The organism is Dehalobacter sp. TeCB1 (genome assembly GCF_001707455.1).
Classification (GTDB): domain Bacteria; phylum Bacillota; class Desulfitobacteriia; order Desulfitobacteriales; family Syntrophobotulaceae; genus Dehalobacter; species Dehalobacter restrictus.
In genome coordinates, this window is record NZ_MCHF01000056.1 from 54,135 (window position 1) to 75,212 (window position 21,078).

Annotated in this window: 25 protein-coding genes; 23 read left to right on the plus strand and 2 right to left on the minus strand. The window is 41.6% G+C overall.

Going from position 1 to position 21,078, the window contains the following annotated elements; translation table 11 throughout:
• Positions 1-88 precede the first annotated feature (88 nt).
• From A7D23_RS11915 to A7D23_RS11935, 5 genes are all read left to right on the plus strand, one after another.
• A complete protein-coding gene (locus tag A7D23_RS11915) occupies positions 89-655 on the plus strand; it encodes an RNA polymerase sigma factor (RefSeq protein WP_068883872.1) in 567 nt (188 codons plus the stop codon).
• Entirely contained in the window at positions 639-935 is a 297-nt protein-coding gene (locus A7D23_RS11920) for a hypothetical protein (protein ID WP_068883874.1), read from the plus strand. The genes A7D23_RS11915 and A7D23_RS11920 overlap by 17 nt, the downstream gene beginning before the upstream one ends.
• A complete protein-coding gene (locus tag A7D23_RS11925) occupies positions 913-1,860 on the plus strand; it encodes a zinc ribbon domain-containing protein (protein WP_068883876.1) in 948 nt (315 codons plus the stop codon). The genes A7D23_RS11920 and A7D23_RS11925 overlap by 23 nt, the downstream gene beginning before the upstream one ends.
• Positions 1,860-2,510, plus strand: a complete 651-nt coding sequence (locus A7D23_RS11930) for a DedA family protein (protein WP_083221928.1) — start codon at positions 1,860-1,862, stop codon at positions 2,508-2,510. The genes A7D23_RS11925 and A7D23_RS11930 overlap by 1 nt, the downstream gene beginning before the upstream one ends.
• A gap of 64 nt (positions 2,511-2,574) precedes the next feature.
• The gene (locus A7D23_RS11935) at positions 2,575-3,357 is read left to right on the plus strand and encodes an undecaprenyl-diphosphate phosphatase (protein ID WP_068883878.1); all 783 of its coding nucleotides are present in this window, start codon (positions 2,575-2,577) and stop codon (positions 3,355-3,357) included.
• A 19-nt stretch (positions 3,358-3,376) separates the two neighbouring features.
• Here A7D23_RS11935 and A7D23_RS11940 read toward each other — a convergent pair whose 3' ends face one another.
• Positions 3,377-4,003 (minus strand): VTT domain-containing protein, encoded by a 627-nt coding sequence (locus tag A7D23_RS11940; RefSeq protein WP_068883881.1) that lies wholly within the window; start codon positions 4,001-4,003, stop codon positions 3,377-3,379.
• Between the two features lie 144 nt (positions 4,004-4,147).
• Between A7D23_RS11940 and A7D23_RS11945 the strand changes: the two genes are divergently transcribed.
• From A7D23_RS11945 to A7D23_RS12015, 16 genes are all read left to right on the plus strand, one after another.
• Positions 4,148-5,185: a metallophosphoesterase gene (locus A7D23_RS11945; RefSeq protein WP_068883883.1), complete on the plus strand. Its 1,038-nt coding sequence runs from the start codon at positions 4,148-4,150 to the stop codon at positions 5,183-5,185.
• Position 5,186: 1 nt separating this feature from the next.
• Positions 5,187-5,873: a response regulator transcription factor gene (locus A7D23_RS11950; protein WP_068883885.1), complete on the plus strand. Its 687-nt coding sequence runs from the start codon at positions 5,187-5,189 to the stop codon at positions 5,871-5,873.
• Positions 5,863-7,236 (plus strand): ATP-binding protein, encoded by a 1,374-nt coding sequence (locus A7D23_RS11955; protein WP_068883887.1) that lies wholly within the window; start codon positions 5,863-5,865, stop codon positions 7,234-7,236. The genes A7D23_RS11950 and A7D23_RS11955 overlap by 11 nt, the downstream gene beginning before the upstream one ends.
• Before the next feature lie 97 nt (positions 7,237-7,333).
• A complete protein-coding gene (locus A7D23_RS16120; RefSeq protein ID WP_176714417.1) occupies positions 7,334-7,510 on the plus strand; it encodes a hypothetical protein in 177 nt (58 codons plus the stop codon).
• Complete coding sequence (locus tag A7D23_RS11960; RefSeq protein WP_068883889.1) at positions 7,507-7,710, plus strand: SHOCT domain-containing protein; 204 nt, start codon at positions 7,507-7,509, stop codon at positions 7,708-7,710. The genes A7D23_RS16120 and A7D23_RS11960 overlap by 4 nt, the downstream gene beginning before the upstream one ends.
• Positions 7,711-7,979: 269 nt before the next feature.
• Positions 7,980-8,573 carry a zinc dependent phospholipase C family protein gene (locus A7D23_RS11965; protein WP_068883890.1) on the plus strand — a complete coding sequence of 198 codons (594 nt, stop codon included), beginning with the start codon at positions 7,980-7,982 and terminating at the stop codon, positions 8,571-8,573.
• A gap of 149 nt (positions 8,574-8,722) precedes the next feature.
• Positions 8,723-9,523 (plus strand): hypothetical protein, encoded by an 801-nt coding sequence (locus tag A7D23_RS11970; protein WP_068883892.1) that lies wholly within the window; start codon positions 8,723-8,725, stop codon positions 9,521-9,523.
• 236 nt (positions 9,524-9,759) lie between these two features.
• Positions 9,760-10,479: an ABC transporter ATP-binding protein gene (locus A7D23_RS11975; RefSeq protein ID WP_068883893.1), complete on the plus strand. Its 720-nt coding sequence runs from the start codon at positions 9,760-9,762 to the stop codon at positions 10,477-10,479.
• Positions 10,476-11,405 (plus strand): ABC transporter permease subunit, encoded by a 930-nt coding sequence (locus tag A7D23_RS11980; RefSeq protein WP_068883895.1) that lies wholly within the window; start codon positions 10,476-10,478, stop codon positions 11,403-11,405. Before A7D23_RS11975 ends, A7D23_RS11980 begins: the two co-directional genes overlap by 4 nt.
• On the plus strand, positions 11,402-12,220 hold the full coding sequence (locus A7D23_RS11985) for a hypothetical protein (RefSeq protein WP_068883897.1): 819 nt from the start codon (positions 11,402-11,404) through the stop codon (positions 12,218-12,220). Before A7D23_RS11980 ends, A7D23_RS11985 begins: the two co-directional genes overlap by 4 nt.
• 1 nt (position 12,221) lies before the next feature.
• Positions 12,222-13,196: an ABC transporter permease subunit gene (locus A7D23_RS11990; RefSeq protein WP_176714418.1), complete on the plus strand. Its 975-nt coding sequence runs from the start codon at positions 12,222-12,224 to the stop codon at positions 13,194-13,196.
• A gap of 47 nt (positions 13,197-13,243) precedes the next feature.
• Complete coding sequence (locus A7D23_RS11995; RefSeq protein WP_068883901.1) at positions 13,244-13,981, plus strand: thrombospondin type 3 repeat-containing protein; 738 nt, start codon at positions 13,244-13,246, stop codon at positions 13,979-13,981.
• Positions 13,982-14,080: 99 nt separating this feature from the next.
• Complete coding sequence (locus A7D23_RS12000; RefSeq protein ID WP_068883903.1) at positions 14,081-14,767, plus strand: response regulator transcription factor; 687 nt, start codon at positions 14,081-14,083, stop codon at positions 14,765-14,767.
• Positions 14,764-16,131, plus strand: coding sequence for an ATP-binding protein (locus A7D23_RS12005; RefSeq protein WP_068883905.1), 1,368 nt, complete (start codon positions 14,764-14,766; stop codon positions 16,129-16,131). The genes A7D23_RS12000 and A7D23_RS12005 overlap by 4 nt, the downstream gene beginning before the upstream one ends.
• 167 nt (positions 16,132-16,298) lie before the next feature.
• Positions 16,299-16,757: a PepSY domain-containing protein gene (locus A7D23_RS12010; protein WP_068883907.1), complete on the plus strand. Its 459-nt coding sequence runs from the start codon at positions 16,299-16,301 to the stop codon at positions 16,755-16,757.
• Positions 16,758-17,033: 276 nt separating this feature from the next.
• A complete protein-coding gene (locus A7D23_RS12015; protein ID WP_068883909.1) occupies positions 17,034-17,231 on the plus strand; it encodes an aspartyl-phosphate phosphatase Spo0E family protein in 198 nt (65 codons plus the stop codon).
• A gap of 19 nt (positions 17,232-17,250) precedes the next feature.
• Here A7D23_RS12015 and A7D23_RS12020 read toward each other — a convergent pair whose 3' ends face one another.
• Positions 17,251-18,429, minus strand: coding sequence for a glycosyltransferase (locus A7D23_RS12020; protein ID WP_068883911.1), 1,179 nt, complete (start codon positions 18,427-18,429; stop codon positions 17,251-17,253).
• A gap of 513 nt (positions 18,430-18,942) precedes the next feature.
• Here A7D23_RS12020 and A7D23_RS12025 point away from each other — a divergent pair.
• A complete protein-coding gene (locus tag A7D23_RS12025; RefSeq protein WP_068883913.1) occupies positions 18,943-19,638 on the plus strand; it encodes a response regulator transcription factor in 696 nt (231 codons plus the stop codon).
• A complete protein-coding gene (locus tag A7D23_RS12030) occupies positions 19,631-21,040 on the plus strand; it encodes an ATP-binding protein (RefSeq protein WP_068883916.1) in 1,410 nt (469 codons plus the stop codon). Before A7D23_RS12025 ends, A7D23_RS12030 begins: the two co-directional genes overlap by 8 nt.
• Positions 21,041-21,078 lie beyond the last annotated feature (38 nt).

The window sequence follows — 21,078 nt, forward strand, 5'->3', positions numbered from 1 at the left end:
AATTCTTTACTCACGTGTAATAAAAAAACGGCGAGGAGATAGAGAATGATCAGCTGAATACAGTGCAGTAATTTTAAGGCGGTAACTTATGGAGGATAGAGAACTCATACGTAGATGCCAGCATGGGGAAAAGGCTGCTTTCCAGGAACTGATCAGCAAATACCATCCCTACGTGTTTAAATTTCTGGTAAAACTTACGGGCAATGATCAACTGGCGGAAGATTTGACTCAGGATATATTCATTAAGGTAATTCGCAGCATTGACAAATTTGAGATTGCAGGGAAGGCCAGGTTCTCTACTTACATTATCACCATGTCTAAGAACATCTACATTGACTATCTGAGAAAAGAAAAGAGGTCGATCCCGATAGATCCGCTGGAATACGATTTTATCAATGATAAAAGTGTTCCCGGTTTTGAAGATTCCGTCGTGAATAAGATTTACAGTACGGATATCATGGATCAAATAGAAAAACTGACCGAAGAGCAGAAAATGGCGATAAAGCTTAAATACATTGAAGGTTTAACACTTAAGGAAATTGGGGAAATGCTTAATGTGGAGCCTAAAACGGTTAAGAGCAGGATCCACAACGGCATGGTCAAGCTGAAGGAATTGTTAAAGACAAGGGGTGATTTGAGTGACAGAGAATTTTGACCGTATGCAAACAGAAAGACTGTTAAACGTCTTGGATAGTGAAATAGAGAAAAAGTGTCTGGAGCTAAAGGAAAAAAGCAATAACGCGTTGCTTATGAGGCTGTTCTTTCTGGGATGCATTGCAACGGCAGGCATATTTGCTCTTCATGCTTTTATTGGGTTGCCGTTTATGAAGATGCTGGTTTATATCGTTATTTTCCAATGTTTATCCCTTGTCTTATTGATTCCCATGGTTATGAATATGAACGGAGGACAACATGATATTCAAAAAATTGGATAAGCTGGTGGGCGGCATTAATTTCAAGAAAGTGACAAAATGGTATATTATCGTCTCTTTGCTTGTGATTATTGCCGTTCTAGCTGGCGGAGCCTATGAATTTAAAGATAAAATTGCCTTTACCGTAAATTACTACAAGATCGAAAACCAGGTAGACCATCAGGGGCTTGACCCGTCTATTGAGGGGCGGCTCGGAACTTTTGCCAATTCCTCCGATGACATCAAAGACGTTTTCCTGTTGGATAAGGATAATAAAATCATTTACAGCGCCCAAAATTCCGACCTGAGCAAAGAAGGAAAACTGACATTAACCAAAATTAATGATAAGAAAGATTTTTTTCAGGACGTCAGTATCCCAGATACGTATTTTAAAGTGACAGGGGTGGAAAACCTTCTTTTTACAGAAGATTTTTACCGGGATTCCAAAGACTTCAGAAGAGACTATAATGGCGACTTTTTCTATGAGTCCAACTTCAATTCCAAAAAAATATATTTTCTGAACTATTTTACCGACAGTGCAAACGGGATGAAGGTTTATATCATCAATGATATCAAGCCGGTGCCTAATGCTGAGCGTTTTCTCGAGATTTCAGCCGGACTATTAATGTTGATATTCGGCGTTTATTGGCTGCTTCTGGCCTTATGGGTTTACAAGGATGCCGGCAGGAGGAGATTAAACGCGCCGTTATGGGGGTTGCTGCTTTTAATCACAAATCTCGTGGGTTTTATTGTCTACGCTATTTACAAACAAAATAACCAGACTTGCTACAAGTGCGGCGTTTCGCAGAATAAAAACAATACGTTCTGCAGCTGCTGCGGGACTAAAATTAATGAGTCCTGTGAAAAGTGCGGGGCAATTGTAACCAAGCAGGATATCTACTGTGTACGCTGCGGCGATAAAATTGAAAAACAGGAGGCAGACAATTGATTGATTTTTTGAACCATGCTGTCGGCATCATTTTGCATATAGATAAGTATATGAGCTATATTATTCAGAATTTCGGCTTTTGGTCCTACTCGCTGCTGTTTGTCATTATTTTTATTGAAACAGGACTGGTTGTGACACCGTTTCTTCCCGGAGATTCATTAATCTTTGCGGCAGGCGCATTTGCGGCCATCGGAGCTTTCCACCCCGTGTTGCTTTTTGCTTTATTGGCATTAGCGGCTGTTCTTGGCAATACGACAAACTACTTCATAGGCAGGAGTATTGGCACTAAGATTTATGAACAGAAAAAAATCAGATTCATTAAAAAGCAGTATTTGGATGAAGCCCATGCTTTCTATGAGAAGCACGGGGGCAAAACCATTATCATCACTAGGTTTATTCCCATCATAAGAACATTTGCCCCTTTTGTGGCGGGTATAGGAAATATGAATTTCCCTAAATTTACTTTGTACAATATAATCGGCGGTGTTTCCTGGGTAGGGGCCTTTACCTTATTAGGCTACTATTTCGGCAATCTGCCAGCCATTAAAAGAAACTTTACTTTTGTGATTTTCGCCATCATTATCATTTCCTTATTGCCGGGGATTATTGCTTTTATGAAACAGAAACTAAAGCCTCAGATTAAAAGCTAATTAATCAAAGCAATTAAAATAATAATACTGATTAACATACATAAAGAAAGAATGAGGAATATTAATGAGTATTTTGCAAGCGATTATTTACGGGATTGTTCAGGGAATCGGGGAATTTTTGCCGATATCAAGCACAGCGCATTTGGTGCTTGTCCCTTGGCTTTTTAACTGGCAGGACCCAGGTCTTGTGTTCGATGTGGCATTGCATCTGGGGACTGCGGCCGCCGTTATCTTATTTTTTATTAAAGACTGGCTCAGGCTTATCAAAGCAGGCTTGACCAAACCTAAATCACAGGATGGAAGGCTGTTTTGGCTTATCGTGCTGGCAACAGTTCCCGGAGCCTTGTTCGGAGTAATATTGGATAAATATATGCAGGATTTCAGGAATGCGGCTTTAATCGGCGTAATGCTGATTATTATGGGAATTATTTTATATACTGCGGACAAATATAGTCCCAATAAGATCGATATTAAGGAAACAGGAATCAAGCGAAGCGTTCTTATTGGTCTGGCCCAGGTTTTTGCCGTTATTCCCGGCGTATCCCGTTCGGGTATTACGATGACGGCCGGCCGCCTTTTAGGGATGACCCGCGAAAGTATTGCCAAGTTTACCTTCCTGCTTTCAGCTCCGATTATCCTGGGGGATGCTCTGTATCATGCCAAAGGTATACTTCATACCCACATTGATAAAGCCCCTTTCTTAACGGCGATGATTACGGCAGCCGTTGTCGGGGCTTTAAGCATAAAATTCCTTTTGAATTATTTAAAAACTAAGGGATTTGCTATTTTTGCAGTTTACAGGTTTGTTTTGGGAGCTTTGGTTATCGCTATTTATTTTATCAGGTGAATTATAAATTAAAGGTTAGTTAGGCGTAGCTCCTTTTCTTCAGAACATAACCGATAACGCCAATAATGAGTATGGATACGCCTCCAATGAGCAGCCAATACCAGGATTGATTGGCGATTCCCATAAACATGAGCGAGGTTCCGAGATAATAGGGGAAAATAGAAACCGCAGCGGTCCAAAAATAGGGCCAGAAATTAATGGAGGGTATCACGCCTGCCGCAAAGTTTACCGCCAGCGCGGGGACAGGCAAGAGACGGACGGCGAATAAACCGGGCGTTCCTTTTCGTTCAATCCAGTCATTGATAAGGGTAAAACGTTCGGCAGTCAGTATTTTCTTGACCCAACCCTGCCCATAGCGTCTGGCAATGACAAAAATAACCAAAGTGCTGATGTTTAATCCCGCCCAGGACAGCAATATGCCCGGCAGCACGCCGTAAACCTTCATAAACATTAAAAGAAGGCCTTCGGAAGGAAGCGGGGTCATGCACAGCAAGGCCATCAACAAGGTGGCAATGATTGTTCCCGGCCAGCCTAAGTTCATAATAACCAAAGAAAGGGTATTTGCCCGGTCAAAGTAGAAAAAGGCTGCTACAAAGATGGTTGTCAGTACTAAAAATAAGGCAGGTAAAAATTTATTATTCTTCATGACTGCTCCTTAATAAAAGGGAGAGATATTTATCTTGTTCCCAATATCTATAATTGTTTATTACACGGCAGAGAGCAATAAAAGTTGCAAGGGAAGCTGTTGTTCTCAAGATTGCTTAAAAAAATAACGGGGAGATTTAAGCTAGTGAATAAATACCTGAAATTAGTTATAGTAATTACCGGCCTTTTATTGCTGGCTGCATGCAGTGTGATAAACAGAAGCGAAAATAACCAAAATATAATGCCAACTCCGTCAGTTCCTTCTCCTCAGATCCAGACGGATACTCAAATCGGGAAAGACGATTCGTTTCGTTTTGTAGTTATGGCTGATTGCCGCGGACCGGATCAAGGAATTAGCGATGAAGCGGTGAAGAAAACGTTTACCTGTATAAAAAAATTAATACCTCAGCCTTCTTTTGCCGTCATGCCCGGTGATCTTATCGGAGGGGCCGGTAGCTATTCGCAAGAAATGGTTGAGTTGCAGCACTTTAAAGATACGATTACGCAATACTATCCCATTTCCTTTTTTTACCCTGGCTTTGGAAACCACGAGGCTACTGCCGGACTTGGAGGTGTTCGGGCATTCGGTGAAGTTTTCTCCGAATTCCAGGCTGATTTTTTGGAAAGCTACCAGAAAACGGTCTATTTTTTAAATAAAGGTGACGCTAGGTTTTATATGCTTAATTCCAATTATCCCGGTGAAGACCATATGGTATCAAATACGCAATTGGAATGGCTTAAACTAAATACAGATCCACAGAAAAAATACAACTTTTATTTTTTTCATGAACCCGCTTTTCCAACCGGGGACCATGTAGGCAGCTCCTTAGATGCAAATAAACTGCAAAGGGATAAATTGTGGCAAATAATCGACCAATCGAAAAATCCGCTGGTGTTTTGCGGCCATGAGCATGATTACAGCCGGAGACATATCAATTCCGATTTCAATGAAACGATTGGCGACCAGGTTTTCACATATTCCCACTCTGTTTTCCAAGTTACTGCGGGCACTTTCGGAGCACCCGTTTATTCAGGGTATAAAGATAAAAAAGATGTCGATGTCGCTCCAATTCCCGAATATCATTTTGCTGTCGTGGATGTGGATAATAGTAAAATTCAGGTTACAGTCTATAATCTGAACCTCGAAATTATAGATAGCTTTGTTCAGACTTCAGGAGGCTGATATGAACAACAAGATTCTTATCATTGAAGATGAAAAACAGATAGCCAGGTTTTTGGAACTTGAACTCCGGCATGAGGGATATAATGTCCAGGTGGAATATGACGGCTGGGGTGGCCTTAACGCTGTCAAACAAAAAGAGCCGGATCTGGTGCTATTGGATATCATGCTTCCCGGTTTGGATGGGATGGCGGTTTGCCGGAAGGTAAGACAATTTTCCGAGGTGCCGGTCATCATGCTGACTGCAAAAGGGCAAACAGTAGACAAGGTGACGGGTCTTGATGCAGGCGCCAATGACTATATAACCAAACCTTTTGTCAGTGAGGAATTGCTGGCAAGAATAAGAGCCGCCCTTAGGAAAAACTCTTCGAGACCGGAAAAGAATCTGATTCTAGGTAATTTGATTATGGATTTGTCCAAGCATCACGTAATCAGGGGAGAAGATTCGATCAATCTGACAAAGCGGGAATATGACTTATTGGAGTATTTGCTTCGCAACAAGGAGATTATTCTTTCCAGGGAACAAATCCTGGATAACGTCTGGGGATATGACTATATCGGCGATACAAATGTCGTCGATGTTTACATCAGGTATTTGCGCAGCAAGATTGATGACGCTTATGACACAAAATTGATTCATACCATAAGAGGCTTTGGCTATACAGCAAAGGAGCAAAACGGTGAAGGTTAAATTTATCAAGATCAGAAAAATATCCTGGAAGCTAACAGCAATTTATGCTTTGGTATTTTCTCTGGTTTTAGTCCTTCTGAATGCCGGAATACTCTATGGCGTAAAATATTTCCTTGTTCACCAGGCCGCAAGCCAGGTTGAAAATGTCAGCCGGACGACTTCGGAAATGATCGCTGGAACGAACGGTGAACATATGAATCTGTCCGATCCAGAACTTATGAGCCAAGGCGGAACCAATTTGGATATGAACATCAGAATTGCCGATCCCCAAGGCATCATCGTTAACGATTCTGAGAATTTTGACACCAGCCAATTGAGTATTGTTTCTCAATTCAATGCAATACGAATTATTGAACTAGGTGAAAAGCATATTATTTTAGAAAATACGGAAGTCTATTCGGGAGGTGGAATAAAGGCGTATCTTCAGGTTGCCAAGAGTATGGATAAAGAGTATTCCTTTATCAAGCTTTTATTCATCCTCATGGCCGTTGCCGATTTCTTCGGCGTAATTTTAGCGGTTATTACCGGGTTTATGATCAGCAAAAGAATATTAAAGCCCATTGATAAAATAACAAAAACTGCCCAAGAAATCAGCGCCAGCGATTTAAGAAAGCGAATAGAAGCGGGAGATGCGGATGACGAATTAAGCAGACTGGCTGTTACGTTTAATCAAATGCTGGAAAGGCTTAAAGACTCCTTTGAGGAACAAAACCAATTTGTGTCTGATGCTTCCCATGAGTTAAGGACGCCGATTTCCGTGATTCAGGGGTATATATCTCTTATAGACAGGTGGGGAAAAGAAGATAAAGCTGTTCTTCAGGAGGCTATTAATGCCATAAAAAATGAGACAGCCAATATGGGAGATTTAATTGAAGAGCTTCTTTTTTTAGCTGGCGGTGATATAGGCAGGCTGCAGCTTCATAAGGAAAAGATTAATCTCAACGACTTGGCTGCGGAGATCATTCAAGAGAGCAGATTGATTGCTCCGGAACATTATCTGGATTGTAAAATCAATGAACAGATAGAACTGGATGCAGATCGCAGAATGATAAAACAGATGCTTAGAGCACTGGTCGACAATAGTATCAAATTCACGCCCAAAGGCGGTGAAATCAGCATATCCGCAGCATATATATCCGGTCGGATCGAAATTGCTGTAGCCGATACCGGGATTGGTATACCCAAGGGCGAAATCAATAATATTTTCAATAGGTTTTATAGGGTGGATAAAGCAAGGACAAGGGAGCTCGGTGGCAGCGGTCTGGGATTATCCATTGCCAAATGGATTGTTGATGCCCATAATGGCCGGATTACAGCTGAAAGCACGGTAGAGAAAGGAACAACAATCACAATACAGTTATAATCCGAAAAATATTTCTTCAGATTCCCTAAAATCTAATGGTATTCTAATCAATCGGAATCAGAATTATTTTAAATTAAAACAAGGAGGAGAGTCAGCAGTGAAAAAATCAAAATTAATTGCAGGGATTATCTTGATGGTTTTAGGCATCGGGATATCAGTCGGCTCGGTCGTTTTTCATTACTATGAGCATGACAGATACGGTGAAACCAATTTTGGACATATGATGATTCAGCAGCATGACCGGCAGGACGGGATTGGAGGAGATAAATCATGATGTTTATTGGAGTTGTAATTTTCTTGGTAGGTTTGTTTCTGGTTATTGATTGCAAAGGTCAAGTTTCACAGAGCTTATCCAAGAGTTTGTTTAACAAAGATGATAAGACTTTGGGCATCCTAAGAGAACGTTTTGCCCGTGGTGAAATCTCAGGGGAAGAGTATAAGGCTATGAAAAATGTTCTAGAGAATAATAATTAAACCTAAGATATTTGACTAAAAAGCCAATTGAAGTAAATATTTCAAAAAGCTTACAGAATACACAGCCCGTTTGGACATTATATTCAGGCGGGTTTTGCATTCTGTAAGATTGAATAGGGGTAATAGAGCACGGCTGTTCTATAATGGGCAGCCTTTTACTAGAAAAAAATACTGGTTCTAATCTGATTCTAATCTATTTTTAAGAGGCCTTTCAGCGAAAGATGATATCCTTAATAAGGTTTTAATGAATCAAGAGGCGGATTTTATTTATGGTTATAAACACACACAGAGTTCTTTCCACAATTATTTATGATAAAACATATGAGAATCTTAATTTCCGATTAGAATTCAATTATTTTCTTTGGGGAAACATCAAACCTGATGTTATTCCAAACTTGGTGATCAAGTCGCACTACAAAGCTGAAAGCCTGGATTTAGTTATTAATGAAATTCTTAAATTGTCTAAGACACCAGATGTATTTCAAAATCTAAAAGCGTATTATGCCTTCAGTGAAAAAATTGGGGTCATCTGTCATTTTTTAAGTGATTTCTTTTGCATGCCGCACAATAAGCAGTGGTTTTTAAATTCGTCTAAAATGCTGTCACACCTTAAATATGAAAACAAATTAAACAAAATGGCGCAAAATACCCAATCTTTACCGGAGTTATCCCTGGCGTCTGTTGATAAAATGGAAAGTGAAACTTTGAAATCATACATTGAGACAAATATCGAAGAATACTCTCTTAAGGAAGATTATCGGAATGATATGATCTACGCTTCAAATATTTGCGCTAAAATCATTGAAGCTGTTGTTCTCTCTATTAATAAGGAACATAGTAATAAAATCATGCAAATCGCGTAGAAATGGCCTTTATTCTCTGGAAGTGACAAGAAATGCTGAAACTAAATTAATACTCTAATCTGATTTTAATCATTTTTTAAACAGGTTCTAAGTCGAGATTCATATCATTGCTTTGTTAAATTTAAAAGAATTCAAGGAGGAGTTATTTCATGGACCAAAACACCAGGAAACTGCTAAGCAAAGTTCCTGAAATCACAATTTTTTTCTGGGTAATTAAGGTCTTGGCCACTACCGTCGGAGAAACTGCGGCTGACTTTCTAAATGTGAACCTTAACCTTGGCTTGACAATTACAAGTTTTATCATGGCCGGCCTTTTGGCTGTAACTTTGTATTTTCAGTTTAAAGCAGAAAAATACATACCGAGAATTTATTGGCTGGCAGTTGTCTTGATCAGTATAGTCGGCACATTGATAACGGATAATCTTGTAGATAATTTTGGTGTTCCGCTGGAAACAACCACCGTAATTTTCGCCGTTGCCCTAATCGCGACTTTTTTGCTTTGGTTCAGGAGCGAGCGGACACTTTCCATTCATTCCATTTATACTATCAAAAGAGAAGCCTTTTATTGGCTGGCCATCCTGTTTACATTTGCCTTGGGTACGGCTGCCGGTGATCTTGCGTCAGAGGGGTTGAATCTTGGCTATTTCAATTCGGCGGTTATTTTTGCCGTTTTGATAGCGGCAGTGGCCGTTGCCTATTACCGGTTTAAATTGAATTCAGTTGTTGCCTTCTGGATTGCCTATATTTTGACGCGGCCTCTTGGTGCTTCGATTGGGGATTTTATGTCCCAGGCGCGTGATGAGGGGGGCCTGGCTTTAGGTACAGTATCAACGAGCGCCATTTTTCTGGCCATCATATTAATTCTTGTAGTTGTATTGAGCATTACCAAAATGGATCAAATTCAAATCAAAGAGAATATCGGCATGGTGAAAAAAACAAAAAGGTTTTAATTTTAAGCAAGCTATATTATAAAACAACAAATCCGCTGCAAATATTCAGCGTTTATCATACAAAAACCTGTCTTAGCCCTTAGCCATAGATAGGTTTTTTATTATTGAAAACAGATCTAATATTAGAAAATTCTCAGATTCAGTTTATATCTGTCTCAGACAGTGCTTTTAAAATTGGAAATGAAGTAAAAAACAAATTTGTATAGTTTTTAATGAAGAAATGAGGTGAGATAACGATGCTGACAGCTGAAAAGTTAGGAAAAAAATACGGAGACTTTTCTGCAGTGGAAGATTTATCCCTTGAAGTAAAGGAGTCGGCGATTTTCGGCTTCCTCGGGCATAATGGGGCCGGTAAGACGACGACCATTTCCATGCTGACAACCTTAATCGAGCCGTCGTCGGGAAGAGCCGTTATCGGCGGCTATGACATTGTCAAAGACAATCTGAAGGTCAGAAATCTGCTGGGCTATCTTCCGGAGAATGTATCTTTATACGGGGATCTGACGGCACAGGAAAACCTGCTGTTTTTCGGCAGGCTTTCAGGAGTTGAACGGGTGGAAGCCAGAATAGACGAAGTCTTAAAGCTCCTTGATTTTACGGAATGGAAGAAACACAGGGTGAAAACTTTTTCTAAAGGGATGAGGCAGCGGATCGGGATCGCCCAGGCAATTTTGCACAGGCCAAGGATTCTATTTCTTGATGAGCCGACTTCGGGACTTGATCCCCAGGGAACCAAGGATATGCGCGATATTCTGCTCAAATTGAATGCGGAGTGGGGCACCACAATTTTTATGAATACGCACTTGCTGTCGGAAGTAACCAAGCTGTGCACCGATATTGGCATCATCAGCAAAGGAAAGCTGCTGATGGCGGATTCCCTGACCCAGCTGGAAAAGAAATTTCCTGAGGAGAAATCCCTGGAAGAGATTTATTTCAGAATCGAGGGAGGAAAATGAATAAAAAGGTTTTAACCCTGGCCCGCAAAGAAGTGCGGACAGCTTTCCGGGATAAAATCTTTATCATTATCACCGGGATGTTTGTTTTCCTTTCCATTATCTCTGTGTACATCGGTTCCAGCACCAAAAATGCTGAATTACAGGCCTATCAGGATATTGTACAGCTGCTGAAGGCCCAAGGAATGTCAGCCTTGCCGCCTGCGCCGGCGATTTTTCCTTTGGCTGTATTGCAGAATATTATCAGTTATGTTGGCATGATCGGCGCTGTGGTGGCTATCTTTCTGGGTTATGAAGTATTCAGCGGCGAACGGGGCAATGGTACGCTAATCCTGATTGCCGCCCGTCCTCTTTACCGGGATCAGATGGTGACGGGAAAACTGTTGGGCGGCGCTTCCGTGATTGGTCTTTTATTGGGAGTTATCTTGGTATTCAACCTGATTTTATTTGCTGCAGTCTCTGGACTAAGTCCGAATGCCAATGAACTGGGCAGACTGGTCTTGTTTTTTATTGTAGCCTTCATCTATATGATGGTTTTCTACATCACTGCTCTTTTTGTATCCCTCAAAGCCAGGGACAGTGCTTTCGGCTTTCTGTTGTTGATGATTATTTGGATTACGGTAACCTTTGTCCTGCCGCAGTTGGCGGACAGCCAGCGCAGCTTTGCTTATGCGCTGAGTGCAACAGCGCAGACCGTGACCCAAGTGCCGGCGGATACCGCAATTTCCAAGAGCATTGAACTGTTTTCGCCGGCGGCGCAATTAAGAAATATCGGCCGTGACTTGTTGCAAGTCGTTCCCGAGACAGCCGTCATGGATGTTATAAGCCTAATTGTGAGACAAGCGGGGGCCTTGCTGGAAATCCTGCTACCGGGACTGATCCTGTTGCTGATGTCTTACCGCACAGCCCAAAAGGAGGAAGTCCGATGAAAAAGTTGAAGAGAGCTTTGCTCATTTTCGGTTTGGTGGCAGTAATGCTGCAGGTCACCGTCGCACCGGTTCTGGCCGCAGGGACAAATGATGCGGGGCTTACGCCGGGCTGTATTTTGGCAACAGGAGAAAGCGGCATGGTGCCATTTTTCCTGAAAAACGAGGATACCGCGGCTCATCGTTATGACCTGCAGGCCTTAAGCGGCTCCAATACTTATGAAATGTATCTTGAAGCGGGGGGTGCCGCGGCCAGGACAGTAAAAATAGCGGCAGGAGAGAGCAAACAGGTGGATTTGCACCTGACCCTGAAAGGAAATCCTTCCGTCCTTCAGGATACGGTGACCGTCAAGGCCACGCGGGAGGATGGCCAAGAAAGCGCTATCGGCATAACGGTTCAGGTCAATCAGGATTATCAGCTAAGCATCAAAAGTTTGTCCAGTCAAGTGGAAATTCTGAACGGCAAGGCTGCCGAGCTTTCGTTTGCGGTTAAAAATGACGGAAATAAAGAGCTGCAAGGAATAACCCTGGAAACAAAACTTCCGTATAAGTGGTTCTCGCAGGGAACCAGCGAGAAAATCAGTTTGAAGCCGGGGGAAACGGGAACGCTGAAGCTCAAGATTGAAGTGCCTGTTTCGCAGACCTCCGGAAATTTCCAAGCAGCTGTTTCGGCTGTAAGCATGGAGACAAAAAGTGAGCCTGTCAGCATTCCGGTTACGGTCAAAGCCGGTTCTAAAACGGCATATTGGTTGATCGGGTTGCTGCTGGCAGCCGGAATATTTACGTTTGTGCAATTCAAAAGGCATGGAAGGAGGTAAAATGATGAAACCGTTCGTGGAAATTGCCAAAAAAGAAATTCGGGATGCGCTGCACAATAAGCTTTTTTTATTCATCCTGTTGATGCTTTTGGTTTTGACCGTAGTTTCTATTGTTCTAGGAGCTTATCAGGTCAGGATTTCCTTGGATACCTATAATAATTCCATTGATTTTTTAAAATCTCTGGGGAAGACCGAATTGCCGCCCATGCCCAATTTGAACCCGCTGGCAGCATCCAAGGGCTTTGTGAATTATATCGGCATGGTTGGTGCCCTACTGGCGATTGTTTTGGGCAATACAGCAATCGCGAAAGAACAAAAAAGCGGGACGCTGAGACTCATTTTATCCCGGGGCGTTTTCCGGGACATGTATTTAACCGGTAAACTGGCAGGAAATTTGGTAATCCTGGCGGGAATCACCCTCCTTACCGGACTGCTGACCTTTGTTTCGTTGCCCATTATCGGCGGAATCACACTGACCGGGGATGAAAGTCTGCGGCTCGGACTGTTCTTTCTGATGTCGTTTCTTTACATGACATTTTTTCTGATTTTAAGCATGGGGATTGCTACCATTTCCGCCAAGGGAAGCCGTGCTTTGCTGCTTACCGTAATCGTCTGGCTGGTATTCTCATTTGTCTTTCCCCAGATAGGCGACACCATGGATATGGATAATCAGCTTCCAGGAGGCTTCTTTGCCCAAATGGGTATGACCAGGGCCCAGGAGCAGCAGGTACTGCAGAAATTCAAATTTTATGAGACGTTAAGAAACGGTATTGAGGAACTGTCGCCGACCAAGCACTATGAAAGAATCAGCTTTGCACTTTTAAACGTCAAGCCGGGGTTTGAAAATAATACGCCCTGGGAAGTTGTCAAGCTGAAATGGGTCAACCTGGTCGGCCTGGTAATTCCCAGCGGCGTCCTGTGGCTGCTGGCCTACATCGGCTTTTTAAGGAGAGAAAATATTTACCAGGCAGTGTAAAAATTAATAAATGGTTTAACGAAAAAAACAATTGGAGGTAGGAAAAAATGCTCAAAACTCACGATAACAATAAAACATTCAAGAAACTTGCGGCTGGTTTCCTGGTTTTAGCTGTGATAAGTCTTGCTCTGGTTGGGTGTGCCACAACAGCAAATAACAGCAGTGCCAAACAGACAAATCCGGTAAGCAATCAATCAGCGGCGGCTGATAATGTCAGCCAGCAAACGGCTTCAGGTCAGACCGGATCGCAGGCGGTGGATACAGATGGTGACGGTATCCCTGATGCTGTGGAAAAAACCTATGGCACCAATCCCCATGCGGCTGATACGGACGGCGACGGTATTAATGACAAAGCGGATCAAGCCCCGCTTCAAGCGGAAAACCCAATAAAAGAAACGAGTACAACACCCTTGCCTATTACGATTAAAGATGCCAGAGTTGAGGATAATGCAACTGCTGATCATTTAGAAATAACCATGGTGAATAACGGGAAAACTGTTTTGGATACGTTTGACATCTATTATACAATTACCGATAAGGTCACAAAACAGCAGGAATCCTATTATGCAGTACTGAAGGGATTGTCGCTAAACCCTGGAGAAAGCAAGACCATCCACTTTGACAATCAGGTTTCTCAGCCAGGGCATTACAATGGAAACATGAACGGCTTGTACGGGACTTCGAAAAATGGTCTGACCTTTGATATCCAGCTCCATGCCAAGGGGTACCAACCCTTAAAGTTCCAGGTGGAGAAAGCCAAAGGGACTGCTGAAGTTGCCGACTAAGCTTTTCAAAGAAATGTGGGAAAGTGTATAGTAGATGTATAGGAATCCGGGGATTGGCGTTCTTTAGGACGCTAATCCCTTTGCCGGGAGGATGAAGCATTGAAAAAGAAGGATATTCTCGTGATTGAAGACGACAAGGCTATTCTCAGAATCTTAGAGTTGGAGTTTAATCATGAAGGGTATGCCTATGATATGGCAGCGGATGGCCGGGAGGGGCTGGAAAAATTCCAGAACGGTCATTACGGATTAATTCTGTTGGATTTAATGCTGCCGGAAGTCAGCGGGATGGAGGTTTGCCGCAAAATCCGCAAAGTCTCTCAGGTACCCATCATTATGCTGACCGCCAGGCGGGAGATTACTGATAAGGTTATTGGGCTCGATTTGGGAGCGGATGACTATGTGACCAAACCGTTTGAAATGGAAGAATTATTAGCCAGAGTCAGGGCCGGACTGCGCAGAGGTGAGGCGGCCCTAAACGCCGCGAAAATATTGGAGATTGCCGATTTAAGCCTGAACCTTCTGACCCGGGAAGTTAAAAAGCAAGGGGATATCATTGATCTAACCAAGACGGAATATGACCTTCTGGAATATTTGCTGACCAATAAAGGATTGGTGCTTACCAGAGACCAGATCATCGACCAGGTGTGGGGCTATAATTTTGCTGGGGATACCAATGTTTTGGATGTCTATATCCGTTACCTGAGAAACAAAATCGATTATCCGTATGGCACTAAACTGATTCGTACCGTCCGGGGCGTTGGATACACGCTAAAGGAGCAGCCATGAAGTTTTTTACGTTTAAACTACGCAAAATATCACACCGGCTGACCATGGTCTACGCTCTGCTTTTTTTTGTAGCGCTCGTGGTTGTTAATGCGGCAACACTGATAAGCCTTAACTACTATATGAAGCAAACCTCCATTCAGCAGCTGGAGTTAATTAATGAAACAGTTAAACAGGAGATTACATCTCTCGCAGATATTCCCATGGTTGATTTGAGGAATATCTCCCAGATGACGGATAATGTTGATATTAATCTCACGATGAATAATCGCTCAGTCTATAATACCGGAGAGACGTACAATCTTCCGTTTCCTGCAAGCAATACCAAGATCGTCCGGACAACGGAAGCTGGAGAAAAAACCGTATTATATTTGAACGACAAAATTGTTTTAATGGATAAAACGGTTTTGGGTATACAGATTATCAAGGATATGGATAATGAGCAAACTTACCTGCATGCCTTATCCGGCAGCATGCTTATCATAGATGTGCTTATTTTGCTTGTTTCCCTTATCGTCGGCTATATCATCAGTAAAAATGCATTGAATCCTATCAATAAAATTACCCAGCAGGCACAGCAGATCAGTGCCAGTGATTTAAGCAAGCGGATTCAGATCGAAGGCCCTGATGATGAGCTGAAAAGACTGGCGGATACGTTCAACGACTTTATCATACGAATACAGCAGTCATATGAGAAACAGAATCAATTTACCCTGGACGCCTCCCATGAACTGGCGACACCGCTGGCAGTCATCAAAGGCTATGTTGATGTTATCAATCGCTGGGGGAAAAATGATCCGGAGGTATTAAACGAGGGGCTGCAGTCTATCCAAGGCGAGCTTGCCAATATGACTAAACTTCTGGATACGCTGCTATTTATCGGCAAAAGCGATCATGAAATGTTAAAGCTAGAAAAGACGAAGTTTTGTTTAAACGAGTTGCTGGCGGAAATTGTTGAGGAAAGTAAGCTGGTTACGTCCGAGCGTGACATCAGTTTTCTAAACGGAGAGTTTCTTCTGATCGAAGCGGATCGCAGGTTAGTAAAGCAGATGCTGCGCGCAGTTCTGGACAACAGCATTAAATATACGTCCCAGGAAGGCACAATCGTGATAAATCTTGAAAAAACAAAAAAACAGGCAATCATTACTGTAAAAGATAACGGTGTAGGCATACCCAAGGAGGATTTGCCGCATATATTTGACCGCTTCTATAGAGTGGATAAAGCCAGGTCTAGGGAGTTCGGAGGGACAGGATTGGGCTTGTCTATCGTCAAGTGGATCGCAGAAATTCATGGCGGTTCTATAACAGCTCAAAGTGAAATCGGACATGGGACAACCATGACGATCCACCTGCCATCCGACGTTTAAAGCAGAGGCTGGTTCTTAGAAGATTTTCAGATGATTCTCAGGTTCATTTTATTGGAATCTCATCTCCAGATCCTACAATAGATTCAGGAGGTGAGAAAAATGCAACCAAAATTGCGAAGAGAATGAACATTAGAACGAGAAACAAAAGATTTAAGGAGACGACAAACATGAATAAAAAAATTACAGCGATTACGACCTTAGCTTTAGTAGGCATATTTGCATTGGGAGGCACTGTGGCGGCCTATGCTTCTTCAAATAATTCAGGGCAGACTGGAACAGCGAATAAAGCAACGACTGCTGTTGTTGCCCAGCAAAAAGAAACAGCGGATCAAGAGCTGACTTCGGCCAATACAAAAACAGCAATTACGGAAGGACAAGCGAAGCAAATTGCCTTAAACTCTATACAGGGCGGGACATTTAAGGCGATAGAACTGGAGGATGAAAACGGTGTAATTGTCTACGGTGTTAAAATTCAAGCCGGAACAAATGTCTATGATGTAAAAGTTGACGCTAATAAAGGTACAATCATAAAATCAGAGCAGGATAACGATCAAAATGAGCAAAACGGAGTTGAAGAAAAGGCAGATACACCGGAAAGCAGCGGAGATGCTGAAACTGCAGATTAAACAGCAAAATGCTAAACTTACTTCATCGTTTGCAGTTGCGTGAATAACAAATACACATAAATCCAGATTCGTTGCAAATAGTCAGTTTTATAACATAAAAGCCTGTCTTAGGCCAGACAGGCTTTTATGTTATAAATTCATTTAACAAATTTTAATGAATCGACAAGAATTGCTGCGTTTGTTTTAAAAGATTCAAAAAGAATCAGCTGTCGAGGAATTAAGAAGGTTTTAAATTAGTGCTTCGTCATATGGTGCGATTGAAGTGGAGCAATAGGAATGAATGAAACAAAAAAAATAATTAATAAAATTGAAAAACTGCGGTCGAAGATGGCTAAAGTAAAGAACGGAAAAGCTTTTACCCATCCGGAAGTGGTAAAAGCCAGTCAGGAGTTAGATATAGTTTTAAATAAATATCAAGAGTTAATTGTACGAGACAAAAAAAACAGCGCGAACAGAAATCATCATAGGCAATAAAAGAGATACTTCGGACTCCTCAGCTGACGTTTGCTGATATGCTAATGTTTTCTATAGATTTTTTCGTTCGCCAATCATAAGCCAGATTCAAGATAGACTGAACGGCCCGCTGAGATGAATTACCCGGATACTCACGGGCCGCGGCAAGGCTCATTTGTCTGATCAAATCTTTATTCTCAATGAGTTCGTAAAAAGTATGAAGAAACTCTTGCTTTGTATCCGTAATAAGGCCCGCACCGATTGATTTGATGTAACTTGCGTTATTTGCTTCCTGACCGGGAATGGGTTTAAAAATAATCATAGGGAGATGTTTAGTTAAGGCTTCGGATACTGTCAGCCCACCGGCTTTTGTAATAATAATGTCGGCGGCTGTCATTAATTCATCGACGTTATTAACAAAACCATAACGAACAATGGGATTGTAAGCTTCTTTGGCGACAGGATCCAAAGACCTATATAACTTCCGATCATTGCCGCAAACGATAATTGCCTGAATGGGGGCGTCAGCAGTCGCCATCAGCTTGTACATCCATTTGGCATTGCCTAGAACACCATAAGCTCCCCCCATTATTAAAAAAGTCTGGCGTTCAGGTGAAAGGCCGAGTTTTAAAAGCGCTTCTTTTTTATTCATAGTACCGTCAAACTTAGGACTGACAGGAATACCCGTTACCTGAATAGCATCAGGACTGATTCCTCTGTTGATCAAACCGTCGCGTACTTCCGTATTGCCGACAACATATAAATCGACACCTGGGTGAATCCATTGAGCATGGATTGTATAGTCGGTAATAACTGTTGCTAAAGGAATACGTAGGTATCCGGTCGTCCTAAGATGAGCCAGCAGGCCGGCTACCGTCGGATAAGTACAAATGATCATATCCGGTTTTAATTCGTGGATATAATCAATCAGTTGCTTGCGGCCAATGTTGTTCACAAAACGCTGAAAAAAGGAATCATATGAAAGATTTTGCGTTGAATAGTAAAACGTCCCCCATAGTTTTGGTGTCTGTTTAATCATGTTAATATATGATTTCTTAAGGACTGTGTTAAGAAACTTATTATAGAGTGACATATAATCCTCGTGAAAGATTTCAACATTAGGGTCTGAATTTTTAAGCGTATGAATCAGGCTTTCTGCAGCTTTTACGTGGCCTGCTCCGAAACTTGCAGAAAAAATAAGGAATCGTAATGGCTTCATTGTACCAAACCTCCGGTTTTAAGTAATTTAATATAGAACTGCTCGCTTTTTTCATTATTTGCTTTTTGCCAGAGTTCTAAATTCACTTTGAAACTCATCATATTCTAGGTTGAAATTAATTAATATTATCCCCATTTAGAATCTACAGTTATTACTAGACTTTATTATTACACGGCCAATGAAAAAATAAGTTGCATTAAGCGTGCAACTTATTAACAACTCAAAATGTATATTCGCTAAAAACAGACATAATGTCTCCAAAGCGTTAGGAAATTTTAAAGCACTCTGTCAATAAAAATTATTCAAGCCTTCTTTCAAACATTTGCCCATTTCCATTAAAAGGCATTAGGGTCATCTTCTCCGTGAAAGCTTTGAGCAAAGTACCTGTCCCAGTATATTATATAAATTTTATTCAATAGAAAGATTTTTAAAGAATTGCTAGAATTATAAAAGAAATAAATGGAAGATAGATGTTTTTGACATGCAGTAAAAATTGATAAAGGGGTATGGGCAATGGAGAAAAGCACAATTTTAATTGTCGATGATGATAAAAATATCTGTAAGTTAATGGATCTCTATTTAAAAAAGACGGGATATAACACTATTATCTGCCATGATGGCAGTGCTGCAATTGACATACTCCAAAAAACAAAAGTTGACCTGGTTTTATTGGATATCATGATCCCTTTGATTAACGGTTGGGAAGTATGCAAGCTGATCAAGCTGGAACAGGATATTCCGGTGATCATGGTAAGCGCCAGGGATATGGTTGCCGACAAGGTTACCGGCTTCGATGCCGGAGCCGATGATTATTTGGTGAAGCCCTTTGAACCCGAAGAATTGCTGGTCAGAGTTAAGGTCAGGCTTAAATCACATAATCCGCCTCAAGAGAAAAAGAACAATATAATAACCATACATAATCTGATTATTGATATGAATCAGTACCAAGTACGTGTAGATGACCTAGATGTAGACTTAAAACCGAAAGAGATCCAATTGCTCAGCTTTTTGGCACAAAATAAGAACATTGTATTTACAAGGGAACAACTTTTGGAAAAGATATGGGATTATTCTTATTTAGGTGATACCCGGACGGTTGATGTCCACATCAAATGCCTAAGGGAAAAAATGAAGAATCATTCTTCCGGCTGGGAGATCAAAACAATCTGGGGTGTTGGCTACAAACTGGAGGTTAAACAGGATGTTTAAAAGTATATTTGCCCGCCTGTTAACCACCTATCTCCTTATTACTATCTTGGTGATAGCTTCCATGACAGTGATCCTGGCAGTTGTTTACAAAGACGCGGTTTTTTCTGAAAAAAAGGAAACACTGGAGTTGGTGGCCCAAAAAGCCAATCTCTTAACCCAGGATTTTTACCAGAATAAAATTTCCGAGCAAGAGCTAAATTCGGAAGTGAATGGTCTAGCTTACAGTACATCTTCGGTTATTTACATATTGAAAATCGACAGTGCGCAATTTTCCAGGCAGCAGAGGATGGCCCTAAACGGCTTAGATGAGGGGTTTGTTGCCAGCAATGTCAAGCTGGTGCTCGAAGGGCAGAAGGTTTTTCAACAAAAAGAGTATTCTACAGATTTTGCCGCTTACGTTTTATTTGCGGGGTACCCCTTAACAATTAATGAAAAAATCGAGGGTGCAATTCTTATTCTTTGTCCTGTCAGCAACATCAACAAAATAGTCGCTCATATGGACTTGATTATCCTGATAGTTGCCGCTACTATGATCATTTTAAGCATTCCGTTCATTTATTTTAACTCCAGAAGAATCTCCAAACCGATCAAAGAAATGGATGAGACGGCCAGGAAAATTGCTCAAGGGGAAAAAACCGAACCTACGGTGGTTGTATCCAAAGATGAAATCGGCAGTCTTTCCAACTCCTTCAATTATATGAAAGATCAGATTGAGAAGACGGAAAAGATGAGAAACGATTTGATTGCGGATATTTCCCATGAACTGAGAACACCATTGACTTCAATTAACGGATTTGTTAAAGGAATTGTCGATGGCATCGTTGAACCGCAGGATTATCAGGAGTATATGGTCTTGATTCAGGGGGAAACCAGGCGTTTGATCCGCTTAACCTCCGATCTCCTGGACTTGGCAAAGATTCAGTCCGGCGGCGTAAAACTGCAGAAAGAACGCATCAACATAGCCGCCTTAGTTGAAAATGTGCTGTCTGTGTTAAGCAGTTCTGCAGAAAATAAGCGGCTATCAGTTATTAATAAGGTCTTGTCAGAGATTTATGCCCTTGCTGATCCTTCTTCCATAAAACAAGTGTTGATCAATATTATCAGCAACGCGATTAAATATACGCCGGAAGAAGGACAAATCGTCATTGAAGCTGGACTAAATAACCAAGAAGTTCGCTTGACGGTTCAAGATACGGGTGTCGGTATCGCTTCCGCTGATTTGCCTTATATATTTGAAAAGTTCTATCGTTCCGATAAGGTACGCAACGCTGAGGATAAAAGTACGGGACTAGGGTTGGCCATTGCTAAAAATCTGGTTGAGTTAAACGGGGGAAGTATTTGGGCGGAAAGCACGGAAGGAAAAGGGACTTACCTGACGTTTACTCTTCCCTCTATAGATTAATTTGCTTGGGGAAAATACCAAGTTTTCACAAATTGTTT